At 62.3% G+C, this 24,495-nt stretch carries 30 protein-coding genes; 15 read left to right on the forward strand and 15 right to left on the reverse strand.

What is annotated here, in order from left to right:
* Positions 1-981, reverse strand: a complete 981-nt coding sequence (mltG, locus tag RBA40_RS14815) for an endolytic transglycosylase MltG (RefSeq protein ID WP_374710498.1) — start codon at positions 979-981, stop codon at positions 1-3.
* 106 nt (positions 982-1,087) lie between these two features.
* Here mltG and ygfZ point away from each other — a divergent pair, with 106 nt between their 5' ends.
* From ygfZ to RBA40_RS14845, 6 genes are all read left to right on the forward strand, one after another.
* Positions 1,088-2,137 carry a CAF17-like 4Fe-4S cluster assembly/insertion protein YgfZ gene (gene ygfZ / locus RBA40_RS14820; RefSeq protein ID WP_306648582.1) on the forward strand — a complete coding sequence of 350 codons (1,050 nt, stop codon included), beginning with the start codon at positions 1,088-1,090 and terminating at the stop codon, positions 2,135-2,137.
* A 6-nt stretch (positions 2,138-2,143) separates the two neighbouring features.
* Positions 2,144-2,434: a DUF4936 family protein gene (locus RBA40_RS14825; RefSeq protein ID WP_306648583.1), complete on the forward strand. Its 291-nt coding sequence runs from the start codon at positions 2,144-2,146 to the stop codon at positions 2,432-2,434.
* Entirely contained in the window at positions 2,425-3,162 is a 738-nt protein-coding gene (locus tag RBA40_RS14830) for an NRDE family protein (RefSeq protein WP_306648584.1), read from the forward strand. The genes RBA40_RS14825 and RBA40_RS14830 overlap by 10 nt, the downstream gene beginning before the upstream one ends.
* 170 nt (positions 3,163-3,332) lie before the next feature.
* A complete protein-coding gene (locus tag RBA40_RS14835) occupies positions 3,333-4,013 on the forward strand; it encodes a hypothetical protein (protein ID WP_306648585.1) in 681 nt (226 codons plus the stop codon).
* A gap of 75 nt (positions 4,014-4,088) precedes the next feature.
* Positions 4,089-4,223 carry a hypothetical protein gene (locus RBA40_RS14840; protein WP_306648586.1) on the forward strand — a complete coding sequence of 45 codons (135 nt, stop codon included), beginning with the start codon at positions 4,089-4,091 and terminating at the stop codon, positions 4,221-4,223.
* 71 nt (positions 4,224-4,294) lie between these two features.
* A complete protein-coding gene (locus tag RBA40_RS14845) occupies positions 4,295-4,465 on the forward strand; it encodes a histidine kinase (RefSeq protein WP_306648587.1) in 171 nt (56 codons plus the stop codon).
* 88 nt (positions 4,466-4,553) lie between these two features.
* Here the strand turns inward: RBA40_RS14845 and RBA40_RS14850 are convergent, their stop codons facing one another.
* The 6 genes from RBA40_RS14850 to RBA40_RS14875 form a co-directional block, all read right to left on the reverse strand.
* Complete coding sequence (locus tag RBA40_RS14850; protein ID WP_306648588.1) at positions 4,554-5,456, reverse strand: SDR family oxidoreductase; 903 nt, start codon at positions 5,454-5,456, stop codon at positions 4,554-4,556.
* Position 5,457: 1 nt separating this feature from the next.
* Positions 5,458-6,459 carry an NADP-dependent oxidoreductase gene (locus RBA40_RS14855; RefSeq protein WP_306648589.1) on the reverse strand — a complete coding sequence of 334 codons (1,002 nt, stop codon included), beginning with the start codon at positions 6,457-6,459 and terminating at the stop codon, positions 5,458-5,460.
* Positions 6,456-7,238, reverse strand: coding sequence for an SDR family oxidoreductase (locus RBA40_RS14860; protein ID WP_306648590.1), 783 nt, complete (start codon positions 7,236-7,238; stop codon positions 6,456-6,458). Before RBA40_RS14860 ends, RBA40_RS14855 begins: the two co-directional genes overlap by 4 nt.
* A gap of 29 nt (positions 7,239-7,267) precedes the next feature.
* Entirely contained in the window at positions 7,268-7,570 is a 303-nt protein-coding gene (locus RBA40_RS14865; protein WP_306648591.1) for a Dabb family protein, read from the reverse strand.
* A 14-nt stretch (positions 7,571-7,584) separates the two neighbouring features.
* The gene (locus RBA40_RS14870) at positions 7,585-9,444 is read right to left on the reverse strand and encodes an acyl-CoA dehydrogenase (protein ID WP_306648592.1); all 1,860 of its coding nucleotides are present in this window, start codon (positions 9,442-9,444) and stop codon (positions 7,585-7,587) included.
* 64 nt (positions 9,445-9,508) lie between these two features.
* A complete protein-coding gene (locus RBA40_RS14875) occupies positions 9,509-10,687 on the reverse strand; it encodes an acetyl-CoA C-acyltransferase (protein ID WP_306648593.1) in 1,179 nt (392 codons plus the stop codon).
* A 135-nt stretch (positions 10,688-10,822) separates the two neighbouring features.
* Between RBA40_RS14875 and RBA40_RS14880 the strand changes: the two genes are divergently transcribed.
* From RBA40_RS14880 to RBA40_RS14900, 5 genes are all read left to right on the forward strand, one after another.
* Positions 10,823-11,500 (forward strand): DNA alkylation repair protein, encoded by a 678-nt coding sequence (locus RBA40_RS14880; RefSeq protein ID WP_306648594.1) that lies wholly within the window; start codon positions 10,823-10,825, stop codon positions 11,498-11,500.
* Positions 11,501-11,542: 42 nt separating this feature from the next.
* Positions 11,543-12,730, forward strand: a complete 1,188-nt coding sequence (locus RBA40_RS14885) for an MFS transporter (protein WP_306648595.1) — start codon at positions 11,543-11,545, stop codon at positions 12,728-12,730.
* 105 nt (positions 12,731-12,835) lie between these two features.
* On the forward strand, positions 12,836-13,261 hold the full coding sequence (locus tag RBA40_RS14890) for a VOC family protein (protein WP_306648596.1): 426 nt from the start codon (positions 12,836-12,838) through the stop codon (positions 13,259-13,261).
* A 71-nt stretch (positions 13,262-13,332) separates the two neighbouring features.
* Entirely contained in the window at positions 13,333-14,049 is a 717-nt protein-coding gene (locus RBA40_RS14895; protein WP_306648616.1) for a helix-turn-helix transcriptional regulator, read from the forward strand.
* A 322-nt stretch (positions 14,050-14,371) separates the two neighbouring features.
* A complete protein-coding gene (locus RBA40_RS14900; RefSeq protein WP_306648597.1) occupies positions 14,372-16,075 on the forward strand; it encodes an MFS transporter in 1,704 nt (567 codons plus the stop codon).
* A gap of 61 nt (positions 16,076-16,136) precedes the next feature.
* On the opposite strand, the gene RBA40_RS14905 is transcribed toward RBA40_RS14900, so the two are convergent.
* The 3 genes from RBA40_RS14905 to RBA40_RS14915 are packed head-to-tail and all read right to left on the reverse strand — an operon-like array spanning position 16,137 to position 18,285.
* Complete coding sequence (locus RBA40_RS14905; protein ID WP_306648598.1) at positions 16,137-16,670, reverse strand: gamma carbonic anhydrase family protein; 534 nt, start codon at positions 16,668-16,670, stop codon at positions 16,137-16,139.
* Positions 16,671-16,672: 2 nt separating this feature from the next.
* Complete coding sequence (locus RBA40_RS14910; protein WP_306648599.1) at positions 16,673-17,644, reverse strand: threo-3-hydroxy-L-aspartate ammonia-lyase; 972 nt, start codon at positions 17,642-17,644, stop codon at positions 16,673-16,675.
* Complete coding sequence (locus RBA40_RS14915) at positions 17,641-18,285, reverse strand: helix-turn-helix transcriptional regulator (protein WP_306648600.1); 645 nt, start codon at positions 18,283-18,285, stop codon at positions 17,641-17,643. Before RBA40_RS14915 ends, RBA40_RS14910 begins: the two co-directional genes overlap by 4 nt.
* Before the next feature lie 157 nt (positions 18,286-18,442).
* Between RBA40_RS14915 and RBA40_RS14920 the strand changes: the two genes are divergently transcribed.
* Positions 18,443-18,817: a DUF6463 family protein gene (locus tag RBA40_RS14920; protein WP_306648601.1), complete on the forward strand. Its 375-nt coding sequence runs from the start codon at positions 18,443-18,445 to the stop codon at positions 18,815-18,817.
* A 10-nt stretch (positions 18,818-18,827) separates the two neighbouring features.
* On the opposite strand, the gene RBA40_RS14925 is transcribed toward RBA40_RS14920, so the two are convergent.
* A complete protein-coding gene (locus tag RBA40_RS14925; protein WP_306648602.1) occupies positions 18,828-19,370 on the reverse strand; it encodes a TetR/AcrR family transcriptional regulator in 543 nt (180 codons plus the stop codon).
* 82 nt (positions 19,371-19,452) lie between these two features.
* Between RBA40_RS14925 and RBA40_RS14930 the strand changes: the two genes are divergently transcribed.
* Positions 19,453-20,361 (forward strand): alpha/beta fold hydrolase, encoded by a 909-nt coding sequence (locus tag RBA40_RS14930; protein ID WP_306648603.1) that lies wholly within the window; start codon positions 19,453-19,455, stop codon positions 20,359-20,361.
* Between the two features lie 4 nt (positions 20,362-20,365).
* Here the strand turns inward: RBA40_RS14930 and RBA40_RS14935 are convergent, their stop codons facing one another.
* From RBA40_RS14935 to RBA40_RS14950, 4 genes are all read right to left on the reverse strand, one after another.
* Positions 20,366-21,607, reverse strand: coding sequence for a serine hydrolase domain-containing protein (locus RBA40_RS14935; RefSeq protein WP_306648604.1), 1,242 nt, complete (start codon positions 21,605-21,607; stop codon positions 20,366-20,368).
* Positions 21,608-21,639: 32 nt separating this feature from the next.
* A complete protein-coding gene (locus RBA40_RS14940) occupies positions 21,640-21,918 on the reverse strand; it encodes a hypothetical protein (protein WP_306648605.1) in 279 nt (92 codons plus the stop codon).
* A 36-nt stretch (positions 21,919-21,954) separates the two neighbouring features.
* On the reverse strand, positions 21,955-22,344 hold the full coding sequence (locus RBA40_RS14945) for a MerR family transcriptional regulator (protein WP_306648606.1): 390 nt from the start codon (positions 22,342-22,344) through the stop codon (positions 21,955-21,957).
* A 117-nt stretch (positions 22,345-22,461) separates the two neighbouring features.
* Positions 22,462-23,145 (reverse strand): hypothetical protein, encoded by a 684-nt coding sequence (locus tag RBA40_RS14950; RefSeq protein ID WP_306648607.1) that lies wholly within the window; start codon positions 23,143-23,145, stop codon positions 22,462-22,464.
* Positions 23,146-23,234: 89 nt separating this feature from the next.
* Between RBA40_RS14950 and RBA40_RS14955 the strand changes: the two genes are divergently transcribed.
* Positions 23,235-23,690, forward strand: a complete 456-nt coding sequence (locus RBA40_RS14955) for a GNAT family N-acetyltransferase (RefSeq protein WP_306648608.1) — start codon at positions 23,235-23,237, stop codon at positions 23,688-23,690.
* Between the two features lie 179 nt (positions 23,691-23,869).
* Positions 23,870-24,328 (forward strand): hypothetical protein, encoded by a 459-nt coding sequence (locus tag RBA40_RS14960; RefSeq protein WP_306648609.1) that lies wholly within the window; start codon positions 23,870-23,872, stop codon positions 24,326-24,328.
* The last annotated feature ends 167 nt before the right edge of the window (positions 24,329-24,495 follow it).

The following is a 24,495-nucleotide window of genomic DNA, read 5'->3' on the forward strand; positions in this document are numbered from 1 at the left end:
CTATCGTTGATATTGATTCACTGCCCGGTTATGGTCGGACAAATTGCTGGAAAACTGGCTGGTGCCATCCTTGCGCGCCACAAAATACAGGGCGTCGGTCTTGGCCGGGCCCAGCGCCGCTGCCAGCGATTGCACGCCGGGCAAGGCGATCGGGGTCGGCGGCAGGCCGGTGCGCGTGTAGGTATTGTAAGGCGTGTCGGTTTCGAGGTCGCGTTTGCGGATGTTGCCGGCATATTTGTCGCCCATGCCGTAAATCACGGTCGGATCGGTCTGCAGCATCATGCCCAGGCGCAAACGGTTCACGAACACGCCGGCGATCATGGCGCGCTCCGACTTCTGGCCGGTTTCCTTTTCGATGATCGATGCCATCACCAGCGCCTGGTACGGATTTTCGTACGGCAAGCTCGGGTCGCGATTTTCCCAGGCGGCGCCCAGGCGGCTGAGCAGCAAGGCGTGCGCTTGCTTGTAGATATGCAAGTCGCTCGATCCCTTGGCGAACAGATAGGTATCCGGGAAGAACAAGCCTTCCGCCGCCTTGTATTCGGTGGTGATCCTGGCCAGCAGTTCGGTATCGGACAGCTCCACCGTATCGTGCTTGAGGCCCTTGCTGGCGGCCACCGCCTGGCGCATCTGCTTGAAGGTCCAGCCTTCGATGATGGTCAGCGATTCCTGGGCGAACTCGCCGCGCACCAGCTGGTCGAGCAGCTTGCGCGGCGAGGTGCCGGGTTTGAGCTCGTAGGTGCCGGCCTTGATCTTCGACGCGGTCTGGGTGGCGCGTGCCAGCATCGACAGCATGTACGGGTTGACCGGTGCGCCGGCCTCGGCGATCTGCTGGGCTGCGGCGCCCACGCCGCTACCCGGCTCTACGGTAAACGGGATCGGATCGCCGTCCGTCGTGATCGGCTCCTTGGCCCAGTGGAAGAAGTACGTCATCGCTGCGGTACACAGCAGGAGCGTCAATATGAGTAATTTTTTGAACAAGTGCGTACTCGATTCTGTGGTTTTCGCCGTTGCCGGCGCGATTTTCACGACATCTCTATAATGAGGCCGTAATGATAAAGCTTAAATCGGGAAATATTTGGAATTTATGAACAACTGGAATGAATATCTCTCGTCCCGGGGCGCCCGCCTCGCGCAAGATGGCAGCGGCCATGTGCCTGATTTCGGCCAATCGCTGGGCGTCGCCGAGCTCGCGCCGGGCTTTGTCGCGCCCGTTACCGACCAGGGCCTGATCGCCGTCACCGGCGACGATGCCGCCGGCTTCCTGCATAAGCAGCTGACCAACGACGTCGAACACCTCGGCCTGGCCGAAGCGCGTCTGGCGGGCTACTGCACGCCCAAAGGCCGGTTGCAGGCGACGTTCCTGATGTGGCGCTCCAGCGAGTCCGTCTTCCTGCAGCTGGCGCGCGAACTCCAGCCGGCGCTGCAAAAGCGCCTGTCCATGTTCGTACTGCGCGCCAAGGCCAAGCTGGCCGATGCCGGCACCGGCCAGGTGCTGCTCGGCATCGGCGGCGCCGCTGCCGAGGCCACGCTGACGCCCTTGTTCGGCGCGCTGCCGCCAACGCCCTATTCCCGTATCGATCACCCGCTCGGCATCTTGATCCGCGTGGCCGATGCTTTCGGCAGTGCCCGCTACCAGTGGCTGACAACGCCCGAAGCGGCCCAAACTGCCTGGCCGGCGCTGGCCGCCGCCTTGCGCCCCGCTGGCACCGATGCCTGGCGCCTGGCCGAGATCCACGCCGGCGTGCCGCAAGTGACGCTCAAGACGCAGGAACAATTCGTTCCCCAGATGGTCAATCTTGAACTGCTCGGCGGCGTCAATTTCAAGAAAGGCTGCTACCCGGGCCAGGAAATCGTCGCCCGCAGCCAGTATCTGGGCAAGCTCAAGCGCCGTACGGCCCTGGCTGCCATCGATGCGCCAGCCCAGGCCGGGGACGAAGTGTTCGCCGTGGACGACCCCGACCAGCCTTGCGGCATGATCGTCAACAGCGCGCCCAACGGCAGCGGCGGTGTCGACGCATTGGTGGAAATGAAACTCGCCGCGCTTGAGCAAGGCGACGTCCGCCTCGGCTCGGCCAGCGGCGTGCCCCTGCGCTTGTTGTCCCTGCCCTACGCGCTCGACGCCCTCGACCTGTAGCCTGCCATGGTTGACCTCTATATTTACTACAAGGTGCGCGACGAGCACGCGCAGCAGCTTGCCCCGCGCGTGCGCGCCATGCAGGCCGCGCTGGCCGCGCAAGCCGGGGTGTCGGGCACGGTCAAGCGCCGTCCCGGCGCGCTCGATGGGCGCCAGACCTGGATGGAAATCTACCTTGCCACGCCGGACGGGTTCGACAAGGCACTGTCGGCGGCGCTTCAGCATGCCGGACTGGACCAGTTCACCGATGGCCCGCGCCACACGGAAGTTTTTACGGATATAAGCACATGTGCCTGATCGTTTTTGCATGGCAGGTCGTTCCCGGCGTGCCCCTCATTGCCGCCGCCAACCGCGACGAATTCTATGACCGCCCGACCGCCCCGGCCGGCGTGTGGCCCGAGCATCCGAACATCTATGCCGGGCGCGACCTGAAATTCGGCGGCAGCTGGATGGGCATCACGCAGGACGGCGCCAACGGCCCGCGCTTCGCAGCCCTGACCAATATCCGCGCGCCGGAAGAACGCCGCACCGATGCGCCATCGCGCGGGGCGCTGGTGGTCGATTATCTGGCGGGCACGATGACTGCGGCTGACTACATCGCACAGATTGCCGACGGCAGCGCCGCGTACAACGGCTTCAATCTGGTGCTGGGCGACCGTACGGGCATGTACTGGTTCTCGAATCGCGGCGGGAGCGATGCGCGCAACGGGCAGGCGCTGGAACCGGGGATTTACGGCATTTCCAACAGCCTGCTCGATGCCCCGTGGCCGAAGGTGGTGCGCACCAAGGCGCAGTTCGCCAGCCTGCTGTGCCAGGGCGCCCCGGAAGACGCGTATTTCGAGATGCTGGCCGATACCACGCGCGCGGCCGATATGCGCCTGCCCGATACGGGCATCGCGCTCGATCTGGAACGCGGGCTGTCGGCGGTGTGCATCGAAATTCCCGGCTACGGCACGCGCACCTCGACCGTGGTCAAATTGTATGACGACGCCCCTGCCGAACTGCACGAGCGCATGCTGGCCTGAGGTTCGTCCCGGTCAAGGAAGTGCCCAAGCCCACCTGGTTGGTAATCCATCGAAAAATACCAATAGTATTGCCGTGCGCCAATTCGACGGTGTTAAGATGAGTAATCGTCAAGATTGCTTGGCACATCTGCGATGCTTTTCTCAAGCCAGTCTTAAGGCGCGAGGCTCATATGATGCATGATTTTTTAGCGGACAACCGCGACGAACTGGCGCGCAGGTGCCGCGTCAAGGTTGGCGAGCGGCCGGGCCGTTCCGCCACGGAAGAGCAGCTGGAAAATGGCATTCCCCTGTTCCTCGATCAATTGATCAGCACACTGCGCATCGAGCAGACCACAACGCCGTCCGACAGCCGCCGCGTGTCGGGACCGACCGGCGGGGGCGCGGCCTTGTCGGAAGTGCGTGTGGCAGCCGCACGGCATGGCAAGGATCTGTTGGCGCTGGGGCTGACCGTCGACCAGGTCGTGCACGATTACGGCGACTTGTGCCAGGCGATCACCGACCTTGCGGTGGAGCGCGACGCGCCGTTCGCAGTGGTCGAGTTTCGCACCTTGAACCGTTGCCTCGACAACGCCATTGCCGAAGCGGTCACCGAATTCGGGTTCCTGGAAGATGCGGCCGTCGCCGATCCGCATGCCATGGACACGCGCGAAAAAATGGGCTATTTCGCGCATGAACTGCGCAACCTGCTGGGGACCGCTTCGCTGGCCTTTTCGGCCGCCAAGCAGGGAAATCTCAGTCTCGGCGGCGCCACCGGCAATATCCTCGAACGCAGCCTGACCAGCCTGGAAAAGCTGATCACCACCTCGCTGGAAGATGTCAGGGAAGTAGGTCAAAGCAGTATTGTGCTCTAGGCGTTTTCGCTGGCCGAACTGATCACCGAGATCGACAATGCCGCATCCCTGTCGGCAAAAATTCACGGCTGTACATTGCGGGTAGCCCCGGTCGACGCAGAGCTGGCCGTGGTCGGCACGCGGGACCTGCTCATTGCGGCGGTGGCCAACCTGCTGCAAAACGCCTTCAAATTCACCAAGCCGGGCACGCAGATCGTCCTGACGGCCTAAGCCTGCGGCAATCGCATCCATATCGACGTGCAGGATGAGTGCGGCGGCCTTGGGCGGGCGTCGCGGAAAACATGTTCTTGCCGTTCAACCAGGCCGGCGTCGACCGGACCGGCATCGGCCTGGGATTGACCATCGCAAAACAGAGCATTACCGCCAATGGCGGGCAACTGACCGTGCGCGATGTCCCGTGCAAGAGTTGCGTCTTCATGATCAGCCTTCCGCGCGACAAGATGCCGACTTAGCCTGCGCTCCTGCGCGGCAACGCCCACTGCCGTGGCCGGCGCCTTGCAAGGTGAAAGCGGCCGGCGTGGCGCCGGCCGCCTCGCCATCCTAGCCCTTCATCTTCGCGCGCAGCATGTCGCGGATATGCGGCGCCGCCTTGTACGGGTCGCCCGGATTGATCCCCTTGACGATCTCTTCCATGCGCTCGCCCACATTGCCCAGCGCCCCCGGATGCGAGTAAATGTAGAACTGCCCGTCGCGGATCGCATCAAAGGTCGTTTGCGCAACGTCGCCCGCCGACACCTTGCCCGACTCGACCGCCTTGACCGTCATCGCCTGCGCCGCCTTCTGGCTGGCGGTCGGCCCGCCCGTCATCTTCACGTCCTCGGGCCGGTTGCGGTGCGACTGGCTGATGCCGGTCGGAACAAAATACGGACACAGCACCGATGCGCCGATGGGTGCCTCCACCAGCTGCAAGTCGTGATACAAGGTTTCGGTCAAGGACACCACCGCATGCTTGGACACGTTGTACACGCCCATGGTCGGCGCGTTCAGCAGCCCCGCCATCGAGGCCGTGTTGACGATATGCCCTTCATACGCCGGGTCGTCCTTGGCGCACTCCAGCATGAGTTTGGTGAAGATGCGCACGCCATGGATCACGCCCCATAGATTCACGCCGAGCACCCACTCCCAGTCGGCCTCGGAATTTTCCCAGATCAAGCCGCCCGAGCCCACGCCCGCATTGTTGAACACCAGATGCACGGCGCCGAAACGCGCCATGGTGGCGTCCGCCAGCGCCTGGACTTGCTCGCCCTTGCGCACGTCGCACAGCATGGCCAGCACCTGGGCGCCCTCGCCTTCGAGCTCGGCTTGCGTCGCATCGAGCGCATCTTGCTGCACGTCGGCCAACACCAGCTTCATGCCCAGGCCGGCGGCGCGTTTCGCGAATTCGCGGCCGAGACCGCTCGCGCCGCCGGTGATGACGGCGACTTTATCTTGGAAGTTTTTCATGTCAGATGAGCTTTACCAGTTGTTTGCCGAAGTTGCGGCCCTTGAGCAGGCCGATGAATGCTTCAGGCGCCGATGCCAGGTCCGGCGCCACTGTTTCGCGGTACTTGAGCTTGCCGCTGGCCACCAGCGCACCGAGTTCGCCCAGCCCTTGCGGCCACAGCTCGAGGTGCTCGCTGACGATGAAGCCGCGAATCGTCAGGCGGCTGGTCAGCATGTGACGCATATTGCGGATCGACACGTCATCGCCGTTGTAGCCGGCGATCATGCCGCACAGCGCAACCCGGCCGAACGCGTTCATGCGCGGCAAGGCGGCGTCGAAACCGGCTCCGCCCACATTCTCGAAAATGGCGTCGATGCCGTCCGGCGTGGCCGCCGCCAGATCCTCCACCAGCTTGCCGGCCTTGTAGTCGATACAGGCGTCGAAACCGAGTTCATTGACGACGTAGGCGCACTTGTCCGGCCCGCCCGCGATGCCGACCGCGCGGCAGCCCTGCTGCTTGGCCAGCTGGCCGACCACGCTGCCGACCGCGCCGCTGGCCGCCGACACCAGAATCGTGTCGCCCGCCTTCGGCTTCATGATGTGATTCAAGCCATACCAGGCCGTCATGCCCGGCATGCCCGCCACGCCCAGGAAGGCCGACAACGGAATGTGCGTAGTATCGACCTTGCGCAGGGTGGCGCCGTCGGCCACGCCCATCTCCGCCCAGCCGAGCATGCCGACGACCATGTCGCCAACGGCAAATTTCGGATGCTTCGAGGCCAGCACTTCGCCAGCCGTGCCGCCGATCATGGTCTCGCCAATCGCCTGGGTGGCCGCGTAGCTTTTCGCTTCGCTCATGCGTCCGCGCATGTACGGATCGAGCGAAAGGTAATGGTTGCGGATCAGTACCTGGCCGTCGCCAAGCTGCGGCAGTTGCGCGCTCTCAAGGCGGAAATTGTCAGGCTGCGGTTCACCGCGCGGACGCGACGCCAGGACGATGCGCTGATAGGTACCGGCCGTCATACCGCGGACACTCCGCCGTCCACCGCCAGGGTCTGGCCGGTGATGTGCTTGCCCGCGTCGGACGCGAACAGCAAGGTTGCCCCTTTCAAATCCTCACCGTCTCCGATGCGGCCCAGCGGCGCATCCTTGGCCAGCGCTTCGACGCCGAGGGTTTCCAGCACGCCCTTGGTCATCTTGGACGGGAAAAATCCCGGCGCGATGGCGTTGACGGTGATGCCGTAGGCGCCCCATTCACCCGCCAGGGTGCGGGTAAAGTTCACCAGCGCGCCTTTCGAGGTGTTGTAGGCGATCGTTTTCATGGTCCCCGGCGCGTTGCCCGCCAGGCCGGCGATGGACGCAATGTTGACGATGCGGCCGTATTTGCGCGGAATCATCGACGCCTTGCCGACCGCCTGCGTCACCAAAAAGATGCTGCGGATGTTCAGGTTCATCACCTTGTCCCACGCCTCGACCGGATATTCCTCGGCCGGCGCACCCCAGCTGGCGCCCGCGTTATTGATCAGGATATCGATGTGGCCGAGGCGCTTCATCGCTTCGTCCACCATCGGCTGGATATGCGCGTCCTGCGCCAGGTCGGCGGCGATGGCGGTCGCGTCGATGCCGCGCTCTTTCAGGTGGGCACAAGCTTCGTCCAGGTCAGCCTGCTTGCGCGAGGAAATGACGATCCTGGCGCCCTGCTCGCCCAGCGCTTCGGCCATCTGCAGGCCAAGGCCGCGCGAGCCGCCGGTGATCAGTGCCGTCTTGCCGGCGAGGGAAAATAATTCTTGCGTAGTGCGCATAGCGAATCCTTGTCAGTCAGCTGTCGTTATCAGATGGTGTAATCCATGCATTGGCGCGCTTCACGAATGGCGCCAAAGAATGGTTTGAGTGCGTGGTGGGTCGGATGCTCGCCGTAAGCCTTCAAGGCTTCCTTGTCGGCGAATTCCGAATACAGCACCACGTCGTAGCTTGCTTCCAGGCCCGGCTGGGCCAGCGCCACTTCAAAGGCGAACATGCCCGGCACGATGTTGGCGCAGGCGTCGAGCTGTTCCTTCATCTTGCGCGCATTGGTAGCGCGGTCGGCGCCCTCGGCGAAGTCTTTCAGCTTCCACATGACGATGTGTTTGATCATTGATTAGTCGATCCTCAGAACCACGCATCCTGCATGTCGAGCGTGGTGGTGTCGATGCTGGCCAGGAGGTCGAGCTGCTGCTGGACCTTGGGCAGCTCCCAGTGGAAGAAATAGCGGCAGGCTTGCAGCTTGCCGTTGTAAAAGTTGCTGTCATCAACAGACGGCCGCGCATCCGCCAGCGCATGCGCGGCCACCAGCGCCTGTTCCAGCCAGATCCAGGCGATCACCGTGTGGCCGACCGCTTCCAGGTACAGGCTGGCATTGGCCAGGGTCTTGTTCATGTCGCCTGCGGCGTACAAGGTCCTGGTGACGGTGGCGATGCGCTGCCATTCTTCTTCGAGCAGGTCGGCATTGGCGTGCAGGTCGACCGACACATCGGCCGCGCGCACCCTGGCGATCGTCGCGGCAATTTCGCCGCCGATGGCCTTGAACAGCGCGCCTTCCTGGATCGACGCCTTGCGGCCCAGCAGATCGAGGCCGTGGATGCCGTGCGTGCCTTCGTGGATGGCGTTGAGGCGGTTGTCGCGGTAGAACTGTTCGACGTTGTACTCGCGCGTATAGCCGTAACCGCCGTGTACCTGGATCGCCAGGCTGTTCGCTTCCACGCACCACTGCGACGGCCACGACTTGGTGATCGGCGTAAGAAAATCGAGCAGGCGCCCGGCGTGGGCGCGCGCTTCCGGATCAGGGGCGGTGCGCTGCTCGTCGACCAGGCGCGCCGAATACAGCACCAGTGCCATGGCGCCTTCGGCATAGGCTTTTTGCGCCAGCAGCATGCGCCGCACGTCGGTATGCTCGATGATGGCCACCTGCGGCTTGACCGGGTCTTTCTCGGCCGGATGGCGCCCTTGCGGGCGGCCGCGCGCGTAGTCGAGCGCGTGCAGGTAGCCGGTCACGCCCAGCACGGCCGCGCCGAGACCCACGCCGATGCGCGCTTCGTTCATCATATGGAACATGTTCGCCAGGCCCTGGTGCGGCTGGCCGACCAGATAGCCAACGGCGCCGGCCTTGCCGAGCGGCTTGAAGCGCCCTTCGCCGAAGTTGAGCAGGCAGTTGGTGGTGCCGCGGTTGCCCATCTTGTGGTTCAGGCCAGCCAGCACGACGTCGTTGCGCTCGCCCGGCTCGCCGTCGTCGCCGACCAGGAACTTGGGAACGATGAACAGCGAAATGCCTTTGACGCCGGGAATCAGGCGCCCGTCCGGGCCGGGGATCTTGGCCAGCACGAGGTGCACGATATTGCCGGCAAGGTCGTGTTCGCCCGCGGAAATCCACATCTTGTTGCCGGCGAGGCGGTATTGGCGCTCGCCATCGGGGCCGTCAACCGGGTCCGGCACGGCGCGCGTGGCGATGTCGGACAGGCTGGAACCGGCCTGCGGTTCGGACAGGCACATGGTGCCGAAGAATTTGCCGGCGTACAAAGGCCGCACGAAGCGCTCGATCTGCTGCGGCGTGGCGGTCTTGAGCAAGGTGTTGGCGTTGCCGATGGTCAGGAAAATGTAAGCCGAGGTAGCCACATTGGCCGCCGTAAAGTACGCGGTAATGGCTTTTTCCATCACGCATGGCAATTGCATGCCGTCGAACTCGTAGTCTTGCCCGGCCGCCATCAGGCCGGCGGCGGAAAAGGCGTCGAGCGCGGTCTTTACTTCGGGAATGATCGTCACGGTTTGGCCGTCGAAATGCGGCTCGTGCTGATCGTTCTTCTTGTTATGGGGTGCGAACAGGTCGGTGGCGATCTGTTCGGCGGTATCGAGTGCCGCGTTGAATGTTTCGCGGCTGTGGTCGGCAAAGCGCGGACGCGCGGTCAGCGCCTCCACGTCCAGCCATTCGTACAGCAGGAAGTCGAGGTCGCGGCGCGACAGTATTTTGGATTGCATCTTGGGCCCCGGGGAAGACAGCAAGGAAGCGGGGCGGCGCCGGAGCGGCGCGCCCCGGCGTGGATCAGACGACTTCGAACAGGCCGGCCGCGCCCTGGCCGCCACCGATGCACATCGTAACCACCACGTACTTGACGCCACGGCGCTTGCCTTCGATCAGCGCGTGACCGACCAGGCGGGCGCCGGAGACGCCGTATGGGTGGCCGACGGCAATGGCGCCGCCATTCACGTTGAGACGGTCCATCGGGATGCCGAGGCGGTCGGCGCAATACAGCACCTGGACCGCGAACGCTTCGTTCAGTTCCCACAGACCGATATCGGCGATCGACAGGCCAGCCTTGTGCAGCAGTTTAGGAATCGCAAACACCGGGCCGATGCCCATTTCATCCGGCTCGCAACCGGCCACGGCAAAGCCGCGGAAGATGCCGAGCGGCTGCAGGCCGCGCGCTTGCGCCACGTTGCTGCTCATCAGGATGGAAATCGAGGCACCGTCGGAGAACTGGCTGGCATTACCTGCGGAAATCACGCCGCCCGGCACCGCGGTGCGGATCTTCGAGACGGCTTCGAGCGTGGTGTCGGCGCGGATGCCTTCGTCGGCGCTGATGGTCACTTCGCGCGTGAGCAGCATGCCCGAGGCCTTGTCGGCCACGCCCATGGTGGTGGTCATCGGCACGATTTCTGCATTGAACAAGCCGGCGGCCTGCGCATTGGCAGCGCGCTGCTGGCTCTGCACGCCATATTCATCCTGGCGGTCGCGCCCGATGTTGTAGCGCTTGGCGACGGTTTCTGCCGTTTGCAGCATGGGCCAGTAGATTTCCGGCTTGTGCTCCATCAGCCATGGATCGGCCAGCATGTGCTGGTTCATTTCCTGCTGCACGCAGGAAATCGACTCGACCCCGCCGGCGGCGTAAATGTCACCCTCGCCGGCAATGATGCGCTGCGCCGCGAGCGCAATGGTTTGCAGGCCCGACGAGCAGAAACGGTTGACCGTCATGCCGGCGGTGGACACCGGGCAGCCGCCGCGCAGGGCGATCTGGCGCGCGATATTGGCGCCCGTGGCGCCTTCCGGATTGGCACAGCCGATGATGACATCCTCGACCTCGCCCGGCTCGATACCCGCGCGGGCGATGGCGGCCTGCAGCACGTGGCCGCCGAGAGTGGCGCCGTGCGTCATGTTGAACGCACCTTTCCACGATTTGGCCAGGCCGGTGCGGGCGGTCGATACGATGACGGCATCTATCATTTGTGTCTCCTGAGTTGGATTAGTATGCGCATAGCGCTGTGTTGATCGCTACGAGAATAGCACATTTTAGTACGGTCGTTCGCAAAATTATTTGCGCCCGTCGCCCCCTGTCCCCAGGCCCTGAAAAACCTGACCATGAGCATAGCCGAAGAAGTGAAAAAGTTACTCGCGCCGTTGGCCGATCCGGCCCGGGCGGCGGCCATGAGCGCCTACATGCGCGGCCAGTTCGCGTTTTACGGCATCCCCACGCCGGCCAGGCGCGCGGCGCTCAAGCCGCTTGTGCGCAGCCTCAAGGGCGCACACGCCGATGTGCTGCTGGACGCGGCCGGGGCGCTTTGGACGGAGCCGCAGCGCGAGTGCCAGTACGCCGCCATCGACCCGCTCGCCGCGCATGCGAAACAGTTCGATGGCGGGCATATCGCGCCGCTGCTGGCCCTGGCGCGCCAAGTGTCGTGGTGGGATAGCGTCGACGCGCTGGCGGTCGTGGTGGGCACGGTCGTGCGGGCGGACCGCTTGCTGCGCCAGCCGCTCATGGACGAGGCCGTGTGCCATGCGGATCTGTGGACACGCCGCGTCGCCATGCTGCATCAGCTGGGCTGGCGCTTTGATACCGACTTGGACCGGCTGTTCGGTTATGCCGAAAGACTGGCGCATGAAGAGGATTTTTTCATCCGCAAGGCCATCGGCTGGGGCCTGCGCGACTACGCGCATCACGATCCGAACGCTGTGCGTGATTTCCTGCTGGCGCAGGGCGATGCCTTGTCCGCCCTGACGCGGCGCGAAGCGGCCAAACATCTGGATAAGCAAAAGTGAACTGATGATAAGATTGGCTTTCTGAAAACTTTCTGGTTAGCCATGTTACGACAGCGCCGCATTGCCATTCCGCTTGCCGCGCTGACCGCAGTCGGCATGCTCGCCTCCGACCTGTACCTGCCGGCGCTGCCAAGCATTCAGGCCCAGCTACGCGCATCGATGTTCGCCGGGCAAGGCACGATGGCCATTTTCATGCTGTCGCTGGCCCTCTCGCAGTTTGCATGGGGCTGGCTGGCCGACCGTTATGGCGACCTGCGCGCGATCATGGCCGGCACCGTCCTGCTCGCTGTCGGCAGCGTGCTGTGCGGCCTGGCGCCGGACATGGCCAGCTTGCTCATCGGCCGCCTGATCCAGGGCCTGGGCGCCGGCGCGGCGACGGTGGCCGTGCCGGCGCTGATCCGGCGGCGCTTTTCCGAGCGCGACAGCGTGGGCGCGATGGCGCTGGTGGCAACGGTCGAGTCGACCGTCCCGGCGATCGGGCCGGTGCTGGGCGCGGCGATCGTGCTGCACCTGGACTGGCGCCTGTCGTTCTACCTGATTGCCGCCTTGGCCGTGGGCCTGCTGCCGCTGGTGTCGCGCATTGTGGGACGCACGGCGCCGGCTGCGGGCAGCGCCGGGCCTGTTGCGGGCGCGCGGCCGGCATGGATGACATGGGGCTTCGTGCGGCACGCGCTCAGCTACGCGGCCATGTTCGGCGCGCTGCTCATGTATGTGGCCAGCGCGCCGCATCTGGTGACGGCGTGGATCGGCACCGGCGTCGGCGGATTCGCCGTGCTGCAGCTGTGCGGGGTCGGCGCCTTCATGGTGGCGGCCACATGCGGCGCAAAGCTGGCCGCGCGTTACGGTGTGGAGCGGGCCATGCTGGGCGGCGCGGGCCTGCAAATACTGGCCGCCGCCATGATGATGGCGCAAGCGTCGGCCGGCCTGCGCTCGCTGACCGTGCTGATTGCCGCGTGGGCCGTGTTTTGCGCTGGGCTCGGCCTGCGCGGGCCGTCCCTGATGTCGCGCGCCCTGTCGCTGGCCGTCGGCAATCCCGGCAAGGCGGCTGGCCTTGTGATGACGGCCGCGTTCGGCATGACGGCGCTGGCGACAATGGCGGTTGCTCCTTTTCTGATGGGCGGCTTGCTGCCGGTGGCGTTTGGCGTGGCGATCCTTGTGTTGTTGAGTATTGTGCTCGTGCCAGATGCGTTCCGTTTACACTCTGGACAACACGCCGCGAAGCGGACCTGACGGGCAGTCGAACCTGACCAGCCAGGGGCGCGCACCACTACTGCCGGAAACTGGCAGTAGTGCCACCTATACTTTTCCGTACATCAACCAACGAGAAAAGTCCACATGACCATCCAGACCGTTACCCACCTCAACTTCCGCGGCAATGCGCAAGACGCCCTTACCTTTTATCACTCGGTATTCGGCGGCCATAAAACCTGTGTCACTTACAAGGACGCGCATGCCGTCGCAAACCCGGACGAAGCCGATCAAGTGATGTGGGGCCAGGTCGTCTCCGCCGATGGGTTCCGGATCATGGCCTACGACGTCCCTTCAGCAAGATCATGGAATGCCGGGGAAATTCCGGTATTCGTCTCGGTGCGCGGCGATAACGCCGAAGCGCTTACCCGCTACTGGGATGCCCTCTCGGAGGGCGCGGCCATCGTGCAGCCGCTCGGGCCGTTCAGCTACACGCCGCTGTACGGCATGCTCAAGGACCGCTTCGGCGTCACCTGGGTTCTGGACTTGGCGGTGCAATACGCTCCAGGATAAGCCATGCTTGCCGGGCGGCGTCCTGCAACCAACCATGGTGACAGTGCAATGACGCCGGTATGATGATGAGCATGTCAAGATCCGAACGCCTCCTCACGCTGTTACAAGTGCTGCGCCGCTATCGTGCCCCCGTCACCGGGCACGTGCTGGCGCGCGACACCGGCGTGAGCATCCGGACCTTGTACCGCGATATCGCCAGCCTCCAGGCCCAGGGCGCCGCCATCGAAGGCGAGCCTGGCGTGGGCTATGTCATGAAGCACAGTTTCATGCTGCCGCCCATGATGTTCGCGGCGGAAGAGCTCGATGCTCTGGTGCTCGGCACGCGGCTCGTGGCAGAGCAAGGCGACAAGGGGCTGGCACAAGGAGCGCGTACGGCGCTGGACAAAATCTCGGCAGTTCTGCCGGCCGAACTGCGGCGCGAACTGGACGCTTCCGCGCTACTGGTCGGCGCAGGCAGGCAAGGCGACACGCACGCCGTCGACATCGACTTGTTGCGCCGTGCGATACGCAGCGAACGCAAACTGCGGATTACCTATCGGACTGCCTCGGGACCCGTGTCCCAGCGGACGGTGTGGCCATACGCACTGGTCTATTTCGACCTGACGCGCGTGTTGATGTGCTGGTGCGAACTTCGCGCAACGTTCCGCAACTTCCGGACCGACCGCATCGACGCTTCCGAACTGCTCGACGAGCGTTATCCCAAAAACCGGCAAACGCTTCTCATGGAATGGCGGCGCGCGGAATTTGTCGCCGGGCGCAGCATCCTGCCCGAGGCAGACCGGCGATAAGGGACCACCACCCCGGCGCACAGAAGGCTTCGGCAATCACTCGCGCCTTGGCACTGTCGTTCAGACATTGTTTTACGCGCCGTCCCGTTTCTCCTTCTCATTTCTTCCTTTCATTTTTGCCGCTTCCACATCTCCAGCGTTTACCCTCTGATAACACGTGATTGTATTTACACAAAACACCTGTCTTTTCGATATCTAAAAAGTAAGTTTCATGTAAGTTCCAAGCAAGCATCGCGTAAGTTTCGGAGTCCACACTCAAATCCAGCTGGATACATACGGCTATTCCGATGACGCAATAACTATATTAAACACGGAGACTCACATGGCAATCACACCCGGCATCACAACCGACGGGCGCAAGGGGATACCCGTCGACGCGGGCCTCACCAAGGAAGAGCGCAAGGTCATCTTTGCCTCCTCCCTGGGCACGGTATTCGAATGGTATGATTTCTACCTGTACGGCGCGCTCGCTCCGATTATCGCCAAGCAGTTTTTTGTCGGCGACCCCACCACCACCTTCATTTTTGCATTGCTGGCTTTCGCCGCCGGTTTCATTGTGCGTCCGTTCGGCGCGCTGGTGTTCGGCCGCCTGGGTGACATGATCGGCCGCAAGTACACCTTCCTGGTCACCATCCTGCTGATGGGCGCCTCGACCTTCCTGGTAGGACTGTTGCCGAGTTACGCCAGCATCGGCATTGCCGCACCAATCATCCTGGTCACCCTGCGCATCCTGCAGGGCCTGGCACTGGGTGGCGAGTACGGCGGTGCGGCGACCTATGTCGCCGAGCATGCGCCGCACGGCAAGCGCGGCTTTTTCACCTCGTGGATCCAGACCACCGCAACCATGGGCCTGTTCCTGTCGCTGCTGGTGATCCTGGGTACCCGTACCGCCATGGGCGAAGACGAGTTCACCGCCTGGGGCTGGCGCATTCCATTCCTGGTCTCCGTGCTGCTGCTCGGCATTTCGGTCTGGATTCGCCTGTCGATGAACGAATCGCCAGCGTTTGCCAAGATGAAAGCCGAAGGCAAGACCTCCAAGGCCCCGCTGTCGGAAGCCTTTCTCAAGCCAAAGAACGCCAAGATCGTCTTCCTCGCGCTGGTCGGCCTGACCATGGGCCAGGCCGTCGTGTGGTACACGGGCCAGTTCTACGCCCTGTTCTTCCTGACCCAGACGCTCAAGGTCGACGGCGCCGTCGCCAATATCCTGATCGCCATTTCGCTGCTGCTGGCCACGCCGTTCTTCATCGTGTTCGGTACGCTGTCGGACAAGATCGGCCGCAAATGGATCATCCTGCTGGGCTGCGCCATTGCTGCCTGCACCTACTTTCCGATCTTCAAGGGCATCACCCACTACGCCAACCCGGCGCTGGAAGCAGCACTGCAAAGTTCGCCAGTGGTGGTCGTGGCCGATCCGGATTCCTGCCACTTCCAGTTCAACCTGACCGGCACCAAGAAGTTCCCATCGTCGTGCGACATCGCCACCGGCATGCTGACCCAGTCGTCGGTCAGCTACACCAAGGACGATGCGCCGCCGGGAACGGTTGCCAAGGTGCGTATCGGCGACAAGGAATACACCTCGTTCAACGCAGTGATGACCCCGGACGGTCTGAACTTCGATGCCGACAGCAAAGCCAGGGAAAAGGCGCTGAAGGCGGAAATCGGCGCGGCGATCAAGGCGGCCGGCTATCCAGCCAAGGCCGACACCGAGCAGATCAACAAGCCGATGGTCGTGCTGCTGCTGTTCATCCTGGTGCTGTATGTGACGGCCGTGTACGGCCCGATCGCGGCCATGCTGGTTGAAATGTTCCCGACCCGCATCCGCTACACCTCGATGTCGCTGCCTTACCACATCGGTAACGGCTGGTTCGGCGGCTTGCTGCCAACGACCGCGTTCGCACTGGTTGCGTACAAGGGCGATATTTACTACGGCCTGTGGTATCCGATCATCGTGGCGCTGGTCACGGTGGTCATTGGCGGCTTGTTCGTCAAGGAAACCAAGGATAACGACATCTACGCTTCCGACTAAGCTGCGGGTGCTGTTGTAAAAATGCCGCTCTCAAGAGCGGCATTTTTTTCGCCGGTGCGTGTCACGTACTGGCCAGATAGTTGTTTTTCACGCGGACATAATGCTCCGCCGAGTATTTCAGGAAGGCCAGTTCCGCATCGGTCAGGGCGCGCACTTTCCTTACCGGGCGGCCGACATACAAATAGCCGCTTTCCAGCACTTTTCCCGGCGGGACGAGGCTGCCGGCGCCGACCATCACCCTGGGCGAAATGACGGCATCGTCCATCACGATGGCGCCCATGCCGATCAGGCATTCATCGCCGATCGTGCAGCCGTGCAGAATGGTGTTATGCCCGATGGTGACGTAGTCGCCAATGATCAACGGCGAACCGAGCGGCTTGTTGGCATTCTTGTGCGAGACGTGGCACATCACGAAATCCTGGATATTCGAGCAGCGCCCGACCACGATGTGATTCACATCGCCGCGCACCACCGCATTGCACCAGACCGAAGAATCGTCGCCCAGGTTCACGTCGCCGATCACCTGCGCCGACGCGTGAATATAGATTAGTTCGCCCAGGCGCGGATGGGCATCGAGATACGAAGACAAGGGCATGCTCAAGCCCCCTTCTGGATCAGCATCGCCATGCGCTGCAGGTCGATATTGCCGCCCGAGACAATCACGCCGACCCGCTTGTTCTTGAAGTCGTTGCGGGGATTGAGCGCAACGGCCGCGCCCAGGCAGCCGGACGGCTCCACGGTAATCTTCATGTGCCCGGCGAAAAACTTCATCGCCTCGACCAGCTCAGCATCGGACACCGTCAAAATATCATCGACGCGCTCGCGGATCACGGCAAACGTGTGCTTGCCCAGATGCTGGGTCTGGGCACCGTCGGCGATGGTATCGGGCGTGGCGATGTGGACGATCTCGCCGCTGCGAAAACTGCGCTGGCCATCGTTGCCCGCTTCCGGCTCCACGCCGAACACGCGGCAGTGGGGATTCATCGCCTTGGCCGCGGTCGCGCAGCCCGACAGCAGGCCGCCACCGCCCAGCGGCACCAGCAGCACGTCGAGCGGGCCGGCATCCTCGATCAATTCCTTGGCCGCGGTGCCCTGCCCCGCCATCACGTGCACGTGATCGTAGGGCGGAATCAGGGTCAGGCCGCGCTCCAGCGCCAGCGCGTTGCCGATTGCCTCGCGGTCTTCGGTATAGCGGTCATACGTCACAATCTCGGCACCGTAGCCGCGCGTGGCCGCCACCTTGGTGGCGGGCGCATCGAGCGGCATGACAATCACCGCCTTGATGCCGAGCAGCTTGGCCGCCAGCGCAATGCCCTGCGCATGGTTGCCGGACGAAAAAGTCACGACGCCGCGAGCGCGCTGTTCGGCAGTGAATTGGGCCAGCGCATTGTAGGCGCCACGCATCTTGAAGGCGCCGGTGCGCTGCAGGTTTTCGCACTTGAAGAAAATCTGCGCGCCGCTCAGGGCGTTGGCGGTCGTGGATGTGAGCACCGGCGTGCGATGGACCGCCCCGGCGATGCGCTCATGGGCGCGGGCGACGTCATCAAAGGAAATGGGAAGCTGGATCATGGCGATGGATCTTTCTGTGGAAGATAGGAGTAAACGGTAGGCCGTGCGACGCCGAGCATGGACGCCACGACCGCCTGGGCGTTTTTCAGGTCCATCAGGCCGGCGTTGGCAAGCTGGTGCACGGCTTCGCGGCGCTGGGCCGGGCTCAGGGCGTGCGGGGTCTTGTTCAGTTGGGCGGCAAAGCGTTCCAGGGTGGCGCGCAGCTCGTCCAGGCGCGGCGATGCCAGCGATTCGCGGATCGGGGTTTGCACAGGGTCGGTTTGCGCCAGCTGCGCCAGGCTGGCGGCGACACTGGTCAGCATCGACACGTCCACATTCAGGCACAGCGCCGCCACGTAGTCGCCTTCGCTGTTGCGCAGGCCAATCGAGGTGCTTTTGGCCGGGCGCCCGTCAGGGAACTGGTTGGGATAGTTTTGCAGGATGTCCGGGAAATTCGGGTCCGTTATCCGCGCCCGGCCGATGACGGTCATGGGATCGCCCACCGCGCGACCGGACAGGTTGTTCGAGATCGCCACGATGGACGATGCCGGGCGCGTGAGGTCGTGCAGCACCACCTCCACCATGGGTGCCAAGGTGCGGCCCAGGGCTTCGACAATCTTCTTTCCCTCGCGCAGGAGCAATTCATTTTCTGTGATGGTCATGACTGACATTATGTCATTGATCGACAATATGTCAATGCGATCTTCCATACCTAAGGGTATTGACGAGCTATGCCTGGGGTGTCATCATTCCGACCATACCATAAAGTATGGTGACGCGCGGCAGCCCGCCGCGCGCTTGACGCGAAAGGATTTACCGATGGGCATTACATGGAAACACGCCGCAGCCGCTGCCCTGCTGGCTCTCGGCCTGCTGCACATCCTGTTTGGCCTGGCACGGTTCCATCCCGCGCTGACCGCGGCCTTGCACGAAGGCCTGGTCAACCGTTTCGGCACCGATGACGAGCGCCGGCTGGCCTTCTGGTTCATCGCCTTCGGCCCGCCGATTACCCTGTGCGGCCACCTGGCTCTGCGCGCAGCGGCGGCCAACGATCTCGCGACCCTCGGGCTGATCGGCCTGTACGGCTGCGCGATTGGCGTGGCGGGGATTGTCGCCTTTCCCCAATCGCCTCTGTGGGGCCTGCTCGCCGTGTCCATCGTGCTCGTTGCCATCGGCCGGGGATGGCTGGCCTAGTGCGACGGCCTTACTTTTTGCCCGGCGGCGTCAGCAACTGCACCACCGTGCGAATCTCGGCCTCGCTCATCTCCGGCGCGCCGATGGCAGCATGCCCGATGAAGGCGCAGTAATTCCAGCGCGCGATTACCGGCGCCTGCTCCGGCGGCCAGCCGATATCGGTCAGCAGCTTGGCGACGTAATCGACCCGCTTGCGATCGACACGCTGCTGCACTTCCCTGACCTGCTCATTGGTCATGGACCATGCGCGAATCGCCCGGCCCAGGGTAAACAGGTGCGGCGGACCGCCGGTGAACAACTTCGCCAGCTTGCTGCCGACGTCGATATCCTCCTGGTCGACAATCTCCATCACGCGCTGCGTGTGAACCTGCTCCCACTCTTCCATCACAGCGGATTGATAGTCTTCCAGATTTTTGAAATGCCAGTAAAAACTGCCTTTCGTGACTCCCATCTTTTGCGCGATCGTCATGATGCGCAAACCTTCGGGGCCATCATCAGCCAGTGCCTGCAAGCCGGCGCTAAGCCAGCTTTGTCGGTTCTTTTTATCGTCCATGCGTCATCATACCGAATGACCTTGACAAGTCCAATGCTTGGTGTGAAGCTGGCCATACTTTACGGTATGGAGAAAAGCAAAGATGAGTTCCTGGACAACGCGCCTGAGCGACCGTCTGCTCGCCATGATCCTGACGGCGGAATGCAAATCGGCGCGGCTCGAGACGGCCTCGGTAGCCGTCAATGGCGGGCGATTCGCCTATCTGCGGCGCGGTAGCAGCCTTGCCGAGGCAATCGTCATGCTGCATGGCGCCGCCAGCGACAAATCGGCATGGCTGCGGCTGGCGAAATATATGCGCACCGATATGACCATCCTGATTCCGGACCTGCCCGGCCATGGCGAGAGCACTGCGGCGCCAGCCTCGGGTTACGATATTCAGGCGCAGACGGACGGAGTGCTCGGCTTTCTTGCGGCGCTGGGCGTCGGGCGCGCCCACGTGATCGGCAATTCGATGGGTGGTGCGATTGCGCTGCGCATGGCGGCCGATTCACCGGACAGTATCGCGTCCTTGGTGCTGATCGACGCGGCCGGAGCGGAAACGTCGCCAAGCTGGCTGCGCCAGCAGTTTTCGGAGTCCGGGATCAACCCGATGGTTGCGATTCGCAGCACGGCCGACTATAAAAAGATGATCGGCATCGGCATGGAAAAGCCGCCGTACATTCCCGGCTTTCTGCTTGGTGCGCTGGCCAGGAACTACATTGCGCGGGAGGAGATCAACCAGCGGATCGCGCGCGACGTCGATAAAGACCTCGACCAGCGCCACGTGCTCGGTTCAATCAGTGCGCGCTCACTGATTATCTGGGGCGCGCAAGACAAGGTCGTGCACGTGGACGATGCGCAAACGCTCCACACGCGTTTGCGCAACAGCGAAAAAGTGGTGCTCGACGGCATCGGGCACGTGCCGATGGTCGAGGCGCCGAAAAAGGTGGCGGACCTGTGCGACGCATTCTATGCCGGCTTGCCGGCCCCGCGTCTGGCCAAGGCCGCCTGACCAGTCACTCCAGGCGCAAGGAGAGGATGTCGATCTGGTCCGCCTTGTCGAAGCCGATGTGCACCCAGGTCGCCAGGTTCGCGAACCTGACGCGGTAGCGGTAGCGGCGCGCTTCGCCGTCGGTCTCGCGCGAGAGCAGTTCGACCGCGCGCATGGCGCCCCATTCACGGCCCTCGGAGGCGAACATCTTCAGTCGTTCCGGCGTCATCAGTGCTGTGGCCTTGGGATTGAGTCCCGCGGGCATGCGGCCCAGGCTTAACTGTTGAACGACGTCGCCGACACGGGCACTCACGGCCGGCTCGGTGTCCGGAATTGCCTTGGCCAGTTTGGGCGCGAGCGCAGGCACATAGTGCGCCGCCACAATGTCGGCAAATTTGCCCGGCCGCGCCGCCGCAGAATTGGCCAGCACGACAACGGTGAGCTTGCCATCGATATACCGGCTCATCTGCGCCGTGAATCCCTGCCACGAGCCGCTGTGGCCGATGAATCGGTGCCCATTGCGCGAATCGACTTGCCAGCCATAGCCGTACGGCGCGGTTTTGCCATCGTTGAGCTTGACGGGCGTCCAGCTGGCCTCGCGGATGCGCGCATTGAGGATCTTGTCGCCATACAGCGCCATGTCCCACAGCGCCAGGTCGCGCGCGGTGAGGTACAGGCTGCCATCGGCCGTGGTATTGAGGCGCGGCGCAACCCATTCCTGGTTCTTCAATACGCCATCGACCCGCGCGTAGCCACGGGCGCGGTGCGCAACGATGTCGCTCTCGCTGATAATGCGCGTGCTCATGCCGAGCGGGGCGAAAATCCGCTCGCGCAACTGGTCGCCATAGAACTTGCCCCCCGCCTTGTTGCAGATAAATCCCAGCAAGTGGTAGCCCATATTGCTGTAAGACCACTTTTCGCCGGGCGCGAACAGGGTCGGGATGGCCGCTTCCAGGGCGATCAGTTCCTCGTCCGTGTAATCCTTGCGCAGGTCCAGCTTGGCGTACGGGTCGCCCAGGCCTGAGGTGTGCGTCAGCAAGTGGCGGATCGTGATCGCTTCCCATGCCTTGGGCGTATTGGGCAAATGGCGCGAGATCGGGTCGTCCAGCGACAGTTTGCCATCTTCCGCGAGCAGCATCACCAGTGCGGCGGTGAATGTCTTGCCCACAGAACCGGACTGGAAGACGGTACGCGGCGTTACCCGCACGCCGTTTTCGACATCGGCTTCGCCGTATCCCATCTCCTTGATGATTTTGCCATCGCGCACAACAGCACAAGGGCACCGCCGAACGCCGCATTTCACTCGGCATAGAATCGATCGGCACTCGCTTTCAACCCATGATCGGGAATGAATTGGTCGGATACAGTCAGGATGGCATAGAGATTGCGCTTTAGCTCATCGGCTGAAAGCTCGCCGTCTCTCAGTGCGGTTTGCAGCAGGTGGAGGGCCATGTCCGCAAGCAGTATCCGCTGTTTTTCCGCCCAAGCCGGGTCGCCGCGCGTTGACGTGTGCTCCCGGTAGGCTGACTCGGTCAGGTCATGCGCCTTGCGGCCTAACCCGACGATCTCCTGCTTCATCGCCTCATTCATCATACTCAACCTTATTCGAAAGACTTAAAGCGGTCCATCCGGTCCGAAGGGTCCACCCTGGTTGCGCTGCTCGACAATGACACGCAAACGCTGCTTCGCCCGGTCGCGCACCTCGGTGAGTTCGGCAATACGCTGTTCAATCTCGTCCACCTTGCTTTGGTAAAGACGGATCACATCGGCACAAATGAGCTTCTTCGGACGCGCATCGAGCATCAACGTGACGGGGCGAATTTCATCGACAGTGAAACCGTTGCGAAGCAGCACCCGAATGCGCAGAACATGTTCCACCGCCGCCTCGTCAAACATGCGATAGCCATTCCCACTACGTTTGGATAACAACAGGCCACACTGTTCGTAGTGGCGAATCACACGCACGCTGCACAGGGTTCTTTTTGCCAGCTCACCAATTAACATCACGATTGCTCCACTGAGTATGCGAGACCGGCCGGGCTGGGCGCCACAGGAAGGTGGTCCCCGCCCGCAACGAACAGACCGGTCCGGGTTGCCGAAGTGTAGCCCAGTCCGGACCAGTTATTTGAACCCTTCGACGGCATCGGCGCTGGTTATCGGATGGTCGGCAGTTTCGGTGTCCCAGGTTGCAGACAGCACGCACCAGCGCTGCCCATCGTTCAAGAGCTGGAAACTGTTGATCCCGCGCCCCTGCACAGGGCCGGCCGGATGTTCGCGCGTTTCATAGCTGCTCCAGACGTGGGCAATGTGGCCGAATCGTTCGACGCGCTGGAAAATCTCGCGTTCATGAAAGCCGCGATGGGCGAATAGCCGCTTGTTGAGCTCAATGAATTTCGAGAGCGCTTGCGGCGCCGCGGCGAACGCCACCTTACCGGAATGCTGGGTCGGGGTAATGATGGCGCCCGGTGCATGAAGACGTTCCAGGCGCGCCCAGTCATGCGTGCTATTGGCTGGTCCGGAGACGATATCGTAGAGGGCCCTAACCAATGTGTCCGGGTTGGCTGCGGCGGGGTCGGCCCGCTGCGTGCCGCACGCTGGCTGTTCGGCCCGTGTTTCATCCCCTGCTTGGGAAGCCGCCGGGAAGCCTGTCAGCAAGGACAGCAGCAACAGTGATGCCGGCAATCGTGCAACGATGCGGCCGGCGTGGAGTTTAACTATTTTCATCAGATTGACCCTGTGTTCGTTCAGGCAGAACTTGCCCGACTCGCAGTACAGGCTAAAGCCTGACACCTGTGTCAAGGTCAAGCCCCACGGCACGGCTGCGTCTCTTTGATGATACGTTTGCCATTTAATCAGGCCAGCCTGCTTCCAACCTACTACTGGATAATCACCGCATGAGCACTATTCATATTCGTCAGGCCTTACTGGCCGACATCGACGCTTTGTCAGTTTTATTTGATGGCTACCGCCAGTTCTACGGACGCGAAAGCGATGTGGCGGCGGCCAAGGACTTTCTGCTGGACCGGATCAATCACGGCGAGTCGGTCATGTTTGTGGCGCATGAAGGATCCGATCCCATCGGTTTTGCGCAGTTATATCCGAGTTTTTCGAGTGTTTCGCTGGGGCGGATCTATATCCTGAACGATTTGTTTGTCGCCGAGCCGGGGCGTCGCAAGGGCGTTGGAGCCAAACTCCTTGCCGCTTCCGTTGATTTCGCCAAGGCGGTCGGTGCAATCCGTCTGGCGCTCTCAACCGCGAACACAAACACCAAGGCGCAAGCACTTTATGAGGCGCAGGGCTGGGAGCGTGACGACGATTTTTTCTATATTTATCCGATACCGGAGTCTTAGAACGCCTAACAAAACCCATGGCCTGTCCTGAGAGCAACACCATAGTGCAATGAGCCAATGTGACCGCCAGCTGTCGGCCAGGAGCGGTCGTTCGACAACGCCATCGCCTCCGTCGTGCCTCGTGCCAGCATCCACTGGTATCCCGGATTTTCTCTGCAGTCAGTTGAATGGATCATAAGTTGAAATTTACCAACCTCCTTGGGAGCCGGTTGAAGGATGACGATGTCATCGAAGTGCTCGAACATTACGACATCAATGTGATCTATGATTTTGATCGTACGCACGAAAATATGGAGGACGTTTATTGGGCGGCATCGACCGATGGTGGCTTCCAATTTCGTTTCAATGAGGATCAGGTTCTTGACACAGTATTCCTCTATGTCACGGCGCGCGAGGGATTCTCGATCATCTCTCGCGAAGAAATTGATGTTCCAGTTTTCGACACCTTTGATGATGCCGAACAGGAGTGTAGTTCGAAAGGGCTTCCCTTCAAACAGAGCCAAGGTACCCCAGGATCTGATGGTTATAAGTGGTGGATTAAGATCGATTTCGGCGTCTATACCGTGCACTACCAATTTAAACAAGGTTCACTTCTCATGGTGACTTTGGGGCTTGTTCCAATTGGGCGCTGTTCATGAACGTCTGCAATGGGGCGGTTCCGGCCGGTCGGCGCTATTGGTAGAGCTTTCCACTTGGCAAACTGCTATCATCGGTCGACAGGGCTGGTTTCGGCCACCAGCGGTCATTCGCTCGTCCAATGAAGATTAAATGATTAAATTCCATGAGTCCCAACGAATACGCAAAG

This window comes from Massilia pseudoviolaceinigra (assembly GCF_030846505.1).
Taxonomy (GTDB): domain Bacteria; phylum Pseudomonadota; class Gammaproteobacteria; order Burkholderiales; family Burkholderiaceae_D; genus Telluria_A; species Telluria_A violaceinigra.

What these genes read in the sequence shown, in the direction of transcription:
- RBA40_RS14845 (WP_306648587.1), top strand. Translation starts at nt 4,295, where the DNA reads ATGTTCTTGCCGTTCAACCAGGCCGGCGTCGACCGGACCGGCATCGGC.
- RBA40_RS14905 (WP_306648598.1), bottom strand. Translation starts at nt 16,670, where the DNA reads ATGCCCTTGTCTTCGTATCTCGATGCCCATCCGCGCCTGGGCGAACTA.
- RBA40_RS14850 (WP_306648588.1), bottom strand. Translation starts at nt 5,456, where the DNA reads ATGAAAAACTTCCAAGATAAAGTCGCCGTCATCACCGGCGGCGCGAGC.
- RBA40_RS14875 (WP_306648593.1), bottom strand. Translation starts at nt 10,687, where the DNA reads ATGATAGATGCCGTCATCGTATCGACCGCCCGCACCGGCCTGGCCAAA.
- RBA40_RS14835 (WP_306648585.1), top strand. Translation starts at nt 3,333, where the DNA reads ATGATGCATGATTTTTTAGCGGACAACCGCGACGAACTGGCGCGCAGG.
- RBA40_RS14830 (WP_306648584.1), top strand. Translation starts at nt 2,425, where the DNA reads ATGTGCCTGATCGTTTTTGCATGGCAGGTCGTTCCCGGCGTGCCCCTC.
- RBA40_RS14895 (WP_306648616.1), top strand. Translation starts at nt 13,333, where the DNA reads ATGTCAAGATCCGAACGCCTCCTCACGCTGTTACAAGTGCTGCGCCGC.
- RBA40_RS14900 (WP_306648597.1), top strand. Translation starts at nt 14,372, where the DNA reads ATGGCAATCACACCCGGCATCACAACCGACGGGCGCAAGGGGATACCC.
- RBA40_RS14885 (WP_306648595.1), top strand. Translation starts at nt 11,543, where the DNA reads ATGTTACGACAGCGCCGCATTGCCATTCCGCTTGCCGCGCTGACCGCA.
- RBA40_RS14955 (WP_306648608.1), top strand. Translation starts at nt 23,235, where the DNA reads ATGAGCACTATTCATATTCGTCAGGCCTTACTGGCCGACATCGACGCT.
- RBA40_RS14860 (WP_306648590.1), bottom strand. Translation starts at nt 7,238, where the DNA reads ATGCGCACTACGCAAGAATTATTTTCCCTCGCCGGCAAGACGGCACTG.
- RBA40_RS14945 (WP_306648606.1), bottom strand. Translation starts at nt 22,344, where the DNA reads ATGTTAATTGGTGAGCTGGCAAAAAGAACCCTGTGCAGCGTGCGTGTG.
- RBA40_RS14925 (WP_306648602.1), bottom strand. Translation starts at nt 19,370, where the DNA reads ATGGACGATAAAAAGAACCGACAAAGCTGGCTTAGCGCCGGCTTGCAG.
- RBA40_RS14865 (WP_306648591.1), bottom strand. Translation starts at nt 7,570, where the DNA reads ATGATCAAACACATCGTCATGTGGAAGCTGAAAGACTTCGCCGAGGGC.
- RBA40_RS14825 (WP_306648583.1), top strand. Translation starts at nt 2,144, where the DNA reads ATGGTTGACCTCTATATTTACTACAAGGTGCGCGACGAGCACGCGCAG.
- ygfZ (WP_306648582.1), top strand. Translation starts at nt 1,088, where the DNA reads ATGAACAACTGGAATGAATATCTCTCGTCCCGGGGCGCCCGCCTCGCG.
- RBA40_RS14930 (WP_306648603.1), top strand. Translation starts at nt 19,453, where the DNA reads ATGAGTTCCTGGACAACGCGCCTGAGCGACCGTCTGCTCGCCATGATC.
- RBA40_RS14920 (WP_306648601.1), top strand. Translation starts at nt 18,443, where the DNA reads ATGGGCATTACATGGAAACACGCCGCAGCCGCTGCCCTGCTGGCTCTC.
- RBA40_RS14915 (WP_306648600.1), bottom strand. Translation starts at nt 18,285, where the DNA reads ATGACCATCACAGAAAATGAATTGCTCCTGCGCGAGGGAAAGAAGATT.
- RBA40_RS14940 (WP_306648605.1), bottom strand. Translation starts at nt 21,918, where the DNA reads ATGAAGCAGGAGATCGTCGGGTTAGGCCGCAAGGCGCATGACCTGACC.
- RBA40_RS14855 (WP_306648589.1), bottom strand. Translation starts at nt 6,459, where the DNA reads ATGACGGCCGGTACCTATCAGCGCATCGTCCTGGCGTCGCGTCCGCGC.
- RBA40_RS14880 (WP_306648594.1), top strand. Translation starts at nt 10,823, where the DNA reads ATGAGCATAGCCGAAGAAGTGAAAAAGTTACTCGCGCCGTTGGCCGAT.
- RBA40_RS14890 (WP_306648596.1), top strand. Translation starts at nt 12,836, where the DNA reads ATGACCATCCAGACCGTTACCCACCTCAACTTCCGCGGCAATGCGCAA.
- RBA40_RS14870 (WP_306648592.1), bottom strand. Translation starts at nt 9,444, where the DNA reads ATGCAATCCAAAATACTGTCGCGCCGCGACCTCGACTTCCTGCTGTAC.
- RBA40_RS14910 (WP_306648599.1), bottom strand. Translation starts at nt 17,644, where the DNA reads ATGATCCAGCTTCCCATTTCCTTTGATGACGTCGCCCGCGCCCATGAG.